The sequence below is a fragment of the Streptomyces coryli genome, assembly GCF_011044975.1.
Lineage (GTDB): Bacteria > Actinomycetota > Actinomycetes > Streptomycetales > Streptomycetaceae > Streptomyces > Streptomyces coryli.
Genome location: NZ_JAAKZV010000340.1, coordinates 1 through 6,738 on the forward strand (window position 1 = coordinate 1; position 6,738 = coordinate 6,738).

The following is a 6,738-nucleotide window of genomic DNA, read 5'->3' on the forward strand; positions in this document are numbered from 1 at the left end:
GTACCGCATCGTGCAGCAGTCCCTGACGAACGCCGTCCAGCACGCGGGCCCCGGCGCCTCGATACGCGTCGAGCTGACCCGCGCGGACGACGCACTGCACCTGGCGGTGACCGACACCGGCCCGGCCACCGCCGACCACCCGAAGCCGCCCCCCGCCCCCGGCGGCTACGGCATCCCCGGCATGCGCGAACGCGCCCGCACCGTCGGCGGCACCCTCGCGGCGGGCCCGCGCAAGGACGGCCACCCGGGCTTCACGGTGACGGCAAAGCTCCCACTGGCGGACCGATGACCCGGACTGTCCGCCCCCCGAGAGATCAGGAAGCACCCCGCATGAGCCAACCGCAGGTCATCCGCGTAGTCCTGGCCGACGACCAGCACCTCGTCCGCGCCGCCTTCGCGATGCTCATCGCCTCCGCCCCCGACATGGAGGTGGTCGGCGAGGCCGCCTCCGGCAGGCAGGCCGTCGAGCTCGTCCGCAGCGCCCGCGCCGACCTCGTCGTCATGGACGTGCGGATGCCGGACCTCGACGGCATCGAGGCGACCCGCCTCATCGCCGCCGACGACGACCTCGCCGGGGTCAAGGTGCTGGTCCTCACCACGTACGACACCGACGAGCACATCATCGAGGCGCTGCGCGCCGGTGCCAGCGGGTTCCTGGTCAAGGACACCAAGCCCGCCGACCTGCTCGACGCCATCCGCACCGTCGCCGCCGGCGAGGCGCTGCTCTCGCCAGGACCGACCGCCCGCCTCATCGAGCGGATCGTGAAGGCCCCGCAGGCCCCGGCGGCGGCAGCCGCCACCGCGCCGGGGGCGCTCGCCGCGCTCTCCACCCGCGAGCGCGAGGTCCTCGCCCTCGTCGCCCGCGGCCTGAACAACACCGAGATAGCCGATACCCTCGGCCTCTCCCCGCTCACCGCCAAGACCCATGTGAGCCGCATCATGGGCAAGCTGGACGCCCGCGACCGGGCCCAACTGGTCGTCCTGGGCTACGAATCCGGCCTGATCATTCCGGGCTCTTCGGGAGATTCCTGAGGTATCGCACGTAGGATGTCCCACCCTTGTGCGTACGATGAGCGCCATGTCACAGGAGCTACAGCGTCCGCGCCCGCAGGCCCGCCCCCAGCCCCAGGCGCGCGCGGAGCGCCAGCGACGCATGGGCGGGCAGATCCAGCGCGAGATCATGCAATTGATCCTCGACCGCGGGCTACGGCCCGGTGAGCTGCTGCCCACCGAGACCGAGCTCATGGACGACCTCCAGGTCAGCCGCAATTCGGTGCGCGAAGCGCTCAAGGCGCTGCAGGCCCTGGACATCGTCGAGATCCGGCACGGCTACGGCACCTATGTCGGCCAGGCCTCCCTCACCCCGCTCGCCGACGGCCTGACCTTCCGCACCCTGGTCCAGCTCGGCGGCGACGACGTGCACGCGCTCAGCGAGATCCTCCAGGTCCGCGAGGTCCTAGAGGAGGGCCTGGTGCTGCGGATCATCGACACGATCCCGGACGCCGACATCGACGAACTCGACGAGATCGTCAAGCGGATGGAGACCCGCGCCAAGGAGGGCGAGGTCTTCCCCGACGAGGACCGCGACTTCCACGAGGTGCTCTACCGCTCGATGGGCAACGCCCTCGTTCCGCAGCTGCTGAGCGCCTTCTGGAATGTCTTCCACCGCGTGGCCGGCGCCCGCGGCTGGGCCGACGACCCGTCCCCGATGGGCACCGCGCGGCGGCACAAGGAGATCGTCAGGGCGCTGCGGGCGCGTGACCGCGAGCGCGTGGAGGCCGCGATGTCGACGCACTTCCGCGGCATCGAGACCCGGGCGAAGAAGGCGATGCGCGGGGTGGGCTGACGCCCAAATCCTGACGTTTACGGCGCTTCCGCATGCCATCTGCAAGGTGAACAACAGGTAGCGAAGTGACGGCTCTTGACGGTCGTGCAGGTGAACCCTACGTTGCATCGGACATCCCACGTCCCACGTAGGTTCTCCTGCCGATTGCGAGACAGTGATGCCTCCACGCGCCAGAAAGCTATTGATCGCTGCCATATCGGCGGCGGCGGTGGCCGCAAGTGCCCTGACGGTCAACTCCGGCGACACGGCCGCGGCGGCCGAGCCCGAGTTCACCGAATCCGTGCTCTTCCAGGCAGGTTCCGGCGGCTATGCCTGCTACCGGATACCCGTCGTCACCAAGGCCAAGGACGGCAGCCTGCTCGCCTTCGCCGAAGGGCGGGTGAACGGCTGCGGCGACAAAGGTGACATCGACATCGTGCTGCGCCGCTCCACCGACGGCGGCGCCACCTGGGGCGCGCTGAAGACGGTCCTCGCCGGCAACGGCGACACCCGCGGCAACCCGGCCCCGGTCGTCGACGCGAGCAGCGGCCGGATCTCCCTCATCTCCACCCACAACCCCGGCGCCGACGACACCAAGCGCACCCCGTACCTGCAGACCTCCACGGACAACGGCAACACCTGGTCCGCCGCCAAGAACATGGCGGCCACCCTCTCCAAGCCCTCCTGGAACCGCTGGTACGCCTCAGGCCCCAACGCCGGCATCCAGCTCAAGAGCGGCCCGCACGCGGGCCGCCTCGTCGTCGGCGGCAACCACGAGGGCACCGACGGCAGTCAGGGCGCCCACCTCATGTACTCCGACGACGGCGGCACCACCTGGAAGCTCGGCGCCGACGACAGCCGCACCAACCTCACCCTGAAGCCGCAGGAGCTCAGCCTCTTCGAGAAGTCCGGCGGTGCGCTCGGCATCCAGGCCCGCGACGAGCGGGGCACCGACGACGGCAACCGCGCCTTCGCGACCAGCACCGACCAGGGCGGCAGCTTCGACGCGCCGTTCAGGACCGACCCGGCGGTCTCCAGCCCGGTGGTCCAGGGCTCGACGGTCAACCACAACGGCAAGGTGCTGCTGTCCGCCCCCGCGCACCCGGTCAACCGCGAGGCGATGTCCGTACGGGCCTCGACCGACGACGGCAAGACGTGGGAGCCCTGGGAGAACGGGCGGATCATCTCCTGGGGCCCGTCCGCGTATTCGAGCCTCGTCGACCTCGGCGGCGACCGGACCGGGCTGCTCTACGAGGGCGGCAAGACCACCCCGTACGAGGTGATCCGCTGGGCCCGCTTCAACGACGCCTTCCTCGACCAGCCGAACGGCACCCCGCCCGGCTTCCCGCCGGCCCCGGCGCCTGGCCCGACCACGCCGGACGCCTCTGGGAACGGCAACAACGGCTACGTGCGCGGCACTTCGAGCCTGCAGGCCGGCAAGTTCGGGAAGTCGCTCTACCTCAACAACGCCGACAACCACGTCGACGCCCGCGTGGAGGTCCCGTACAAGAGCTCCCTGGACCTCGGCTCCGGTGACTTCACCTTCACCGGCTGGTTCAAGTACGGCAGGACGGACGGCAGGCATACCCTCGCCTGGGCCTACCGCTACGGCAGCGGCACCGGAAAGCCGCAGATCTGGCTGCGCGCCGAGCCGGCCGACAACCGGATCCGCGCCTACCTGCAGACCGAGCAGGGCGGCGCCGAGGTGAAGACGGCGAAGGCGTACAACGACAACGCCTTCCACTTCTTCAGCCTGCAGCGCGCCGGCGGCAAGCTCACGCTCTCGGTCGACGGCACCGCGGTGTCCGCGACCGCGCCGAAGGGGTCGGTGACGATCGGCAAGGAGTTCGGCATCGACGGCATCCACTTCGGCCAGAACCTGGCCGGCGGCGACCGCTTCCACGGCTACCTCGACGACGCCCGGGTCTACAACCGCGCGCTGACGGCGACCGAGCTCAGCGGGATCCGTACCAGCAATACGGCCGTGACCAGCGGACAGAAGCTGCGGCTGGCTCTGGACGCCATCAACTGAGGGAACGTAGGTTGGCAGGACGTCCTACGTCCTCCGTATCGGAAGGCAGCACCACTGTGTCACCCCGCCTGCAGCGCTATTACGACAAGCTCTCCTCGATCGCTTACGGCGGGGACTACAACCCCGAGCAGTGGACGAAGGAGGTCTGGGCCGAGGACGCCGAGCTGATGCGCGAGGCGGGGGTCAACCTCGCCACCGTCGGCATCTTCTCCTGGGCCATGGCCGAGCCCCGCCCCGGTGAGTACGACTTCGGCTGGCTCGACGAACACCTCGACCGGCTGGCAGCCGGCGGGCAGGCGGTCTGTCTCGCGACGATGACCGCCTCCCCGCCGGCCTGGCTGTCCCAGCGGCACCCCGAGATACTCCCGGTCACCGAGGACGGCGTCCGCCTCTCGACCGGCTCCCGCCAGCACTACTGCCCCTCCTCGCCGGTCTACCGCGACCACGCGGTCCGGCTGGCCACCAAGGTCGCCGAGCGCTACGGCGACCACCCCGCCCTCGCCCTGTGGCACATCGGCAACGAGTACGGCTGCCACATCTCCCGGCACTGCTACTGCGACATCTCCGCCGAGGCCTTCCGCACCTGGCTGCAGGACCGCTACGGCACCATCGACGCCCTCAACGACGCCTGGTCCACCACCTTCTGGTCGCAGCGCTACGACTCCTTCGCCGAGATCCTCCCGCCCCGCAAGGCCCCGTCCTTCCGCAACCCCGCCCAGCAGATCGACTTCCAGCGCTTCTCGTCCGACGAAATGCTGAAGCTGTACCTGGCGGAAAAGGCGGTCCTGGACCGCATCACCCCGGACATCCCGGTCACCACGAATTTCGTCCCGGTCGCCAAGACCCTCGACCTCTTCAAGTGGGCGAAGGAAATGGACGTCGTCTCCTACGACTCCTACCCCGACCCGCACGACCCCGGCTCCGCCCACCTCACCGCCTTCTCGTACGACGTCATGCGCGGCCTCAAGGGCGGGCAGCCCTGGCTGCTGATGGAGCAGTGCACCTCGGCGGTGAACTGGCGCACCCGCAACGGCGCCAAGCCGCGCGGCCGCATGGAGCTCGACAGCTGGCAGGCGGTGGCGCACGGCGCCGACTCGATCCTGTTCTTCCAGTGGCGGCAGTCCCGGGGCGGCGCCGAGAAGTACCACGCGGCGATGGTCCCGCACGGCGGCCGCGACACCCGCACCTTCCGCCGGGTGCGCGAGCTGGGCGCGGACCTCGCCGCCCACCCGGAGCTGCTCGGCGCCCGCCCGCAGCGCGCGGACGCGGGCCTGCTCTTCAGCTGGGACAACTGGTGGGGCCTGGAGCTGCTCGGCACCGACAGCGCCCGCCCCAGCCAGGACGTGCAGCAGATGGACACGGCTCTGGCCCACCACAAGCCGCTCTACGACGCCTCGGTGGCCTGCGACATCCTGCCGCCGGACGCGGACCTCTCCGCGTACAAGCTGCTGGTGGTGCCGAACCTCTACATGGTCACGGAGGCCCAGGCACAGGCCCTCGAAGCGTGGGTGGAGGCCGGCGGCACGCTCCTGATGTCGTACTTCTCCGGCATCGTCGACGAGGCCGACCGCGTCCACCTCGGCGGCTACCCGGCCCCCTTCCGCCGCCTCCTCGGCCTGACCGTGGACGAGTGGGACCCGCTGCCGCAGCTTGGCACCATCGGCCTCTCCTACGGGCCCGGGGCCACCGGCTCGGTCTGGTCGGAGTACGTGGAGCCGGAGGGCGCGGAGACCCTCGCCACCTTCACCGAGGGCGAGCTCGCGGGCCGGCCCGCGATCACCCGGCACCGCTTCGGCCAGGGCACGGCGTACTACCTGGCCACCCGCCCCGACGAGGCGACGATGCGCGACCTGCTGGACGAGATCCGCGCCCAGGCGGGCGTCGCGCCGGTGCTGGCAGGCCTGCCGGAGGGTGTCCAGGCCCGTACCCGCGTCACCGCGGACGGCGTGGAGCGGCACGTGGTGCTGAACCACACCGACGCCGAGGTCACGGTGGCGGGGCGGCAGATCGCGGCGCGCGGGGTCGCGGTGCTCTGACGCGTGAAAAAGGCCCGCGCCCCAGGGCGAGCGAAATGCTCGCCCTGGGGCGCGGGTCAGTGGGGTTCTGCGTGGCAGGAACGCGGTGGGGTCAGCCGTGCAGCTTGACGCCCTTGTCCTTCAGGAAGTCGACCGGGTTCACCGCGGAGCCGTAGTTCGGCGTGGTGCGGATCTCGAAGTGCAGGTGCGGGCCGGAGCTGTTGCCGGTGTTGCCGCTGAGGGCGATGACCTCGTTGGTCTTGACCTTGTCGCCCAGCTTCACGTCGAACTTCGACAGGTGGGCGTACTGCGAGTACACGCCATTGCTGTGCTTCACCACGATGTTGTTGCCGTAGGCGCCGCCCCAGCCGGCCTCGACGACGGTGCCACCGTGGACGGCGTGCACCTTGGTGCCGGTCGACACGGCGAAGTCCTGGCCGGAGTGCTTGTGGGCCCAGCGGGCACCGCCCTGGTCGTAACCGGCGGAGAACTGGTACTTGCCGTCGATGGGCGACACCCAGGAGGGGGCCGCGTTCGCCACGCCGCTGCCCGCAAGGGCAATGACACCTGCGCCGGCCGCGAGGGCGGCGGTGCGCTTGAAGGTGCGGGCGGAGAATATGGCGTGCTTCGACATTCGGGTATTACCTTTCAAATTGCTTTCGAGCCCGGCTGCGTTCCGAACTCGCAATTCATTGGTAACCCGAGTGTCGGAGGGGCATCAAGGGGGCCTATTGCTAAGCGTGATAGTAGGCGTCGGCCGGGGAATTTGGTCCCTTGCGGCCTTACGTTCCGCGGCGCCGGCGAGCGCCGCGCGGCAGCTCAGGGACGGGCCACCCGAAGGTCCCGGCCGCCCCCCTCCCGAAAGT

General features: G+C 70.2%; 6 protein-coding genes. 5 read left to right on the forward strand and 1 reads right to left on the reverse strand.

Going from position 1 to position 6,738, the window contains the following annotated elements:
* The 5 genes from G5C51_RS38560 to G5C51_RS38580 form a co-directional block, all read left to right on the forward strand.
* A partial coding sequence (locus G5C51_RS38560) for an ATP-binding protein (RefSeq protein ID WP_206314783.1) occupies window positions 1–289 on the forward strand: 289 nt, incomplete at its 5' end.
* A gap of 41 nt (window positions 290–330) precedes the next feature.
* Window positions 331–1,032 (forward strand): response regulator transcription factor, encoded by a 702-nt coding sequence (locus G5C51_RS38565; RefSeq protein ID WP_165245010.1) that lies wholly within the window; start codon window positions 331–333, stop codon window positions 1,030–1,032.
* A gap of 121 nt (window positions 1,033–1,153) precedes the next feature.
* Window positions 1,154–1,846, forward strand: a complete 693-nt coding sequence (locus G5C51_RS38570; protein WP_165245014.1) for a FadR/GntR family transcriptional regulator — start codon at window positions 1,154–1,156, stop codon at window positions 1,844–1,846.
* A 208-nt stretch (window positions 1,847–2,054) separates the two neighbouring features.
* A complete protein-coding gene (locus G5C51_RS38575) occupies window positions 2,055–3,857 on the forward strand; it encodes an exo-alpha-sialidase (RefSeq protein WP_338118472.1) in 1,803 nt (600 codons plus the stop codon).
* A gap of 56 nt (window positions 3,858–3,913) precedes the next feature.
* The gene (locus G5C51_RS38580) at window positions 3,914–5,893 is read left to right on the forward strand and encodes a beta-galactosidase (RefSeq protein WP_338118473.1); all 1,980 of its coding nucleotides are present in this window, start codon (window positions 3,914–3,916) and stop codon (window positions 5,891–5,893) included.
* Between the two features lie 91 nt (window positions 5,894–5,984).
* Here the strand turns inward: G5C51_RS38580 and G5C51_RS38585 are convergent, their stop codons facing one another.
* Window positions 5,985–6,506, reverse strand: a complete 522-nt coding sequence (locus tag G5C51_RS38585; RefSeq protein WP_165245012.1) for a M23 family metallopeptidase — start codon at window positions 6,504–6,506, stop codon at window positions 5,985–5,987.
* Window positions 6,507–6,738: the final 232 nt, after the last annotated feature.

What these genes read in the sequence shown, in the direction of transcription:
- G5C51_RS38565 (WP_165245010.1), top strand. Translation starts at nt 331, where the DNA reads ATGAGCCAACCGCAGGTCATCCGCGTAGTCCTGGCCGACGACCAGCAC.
- G5C51_RS38570 (WP_165245014.1), top strand. Translation starts at nt 1,154, where the DNA reads ATGGGCGGGCAGATCCAGCGCGAGATCATGCAATTGATCCTCGACCGC.
- G5C51_RS38585 (WP_165245012.1), bottom strand. Translation starts at nt 6,506, where the DNA reads ATGTCGAAGCACGCCATATTCTCCGCCCGCACCTTCAAGCGCACCGCC.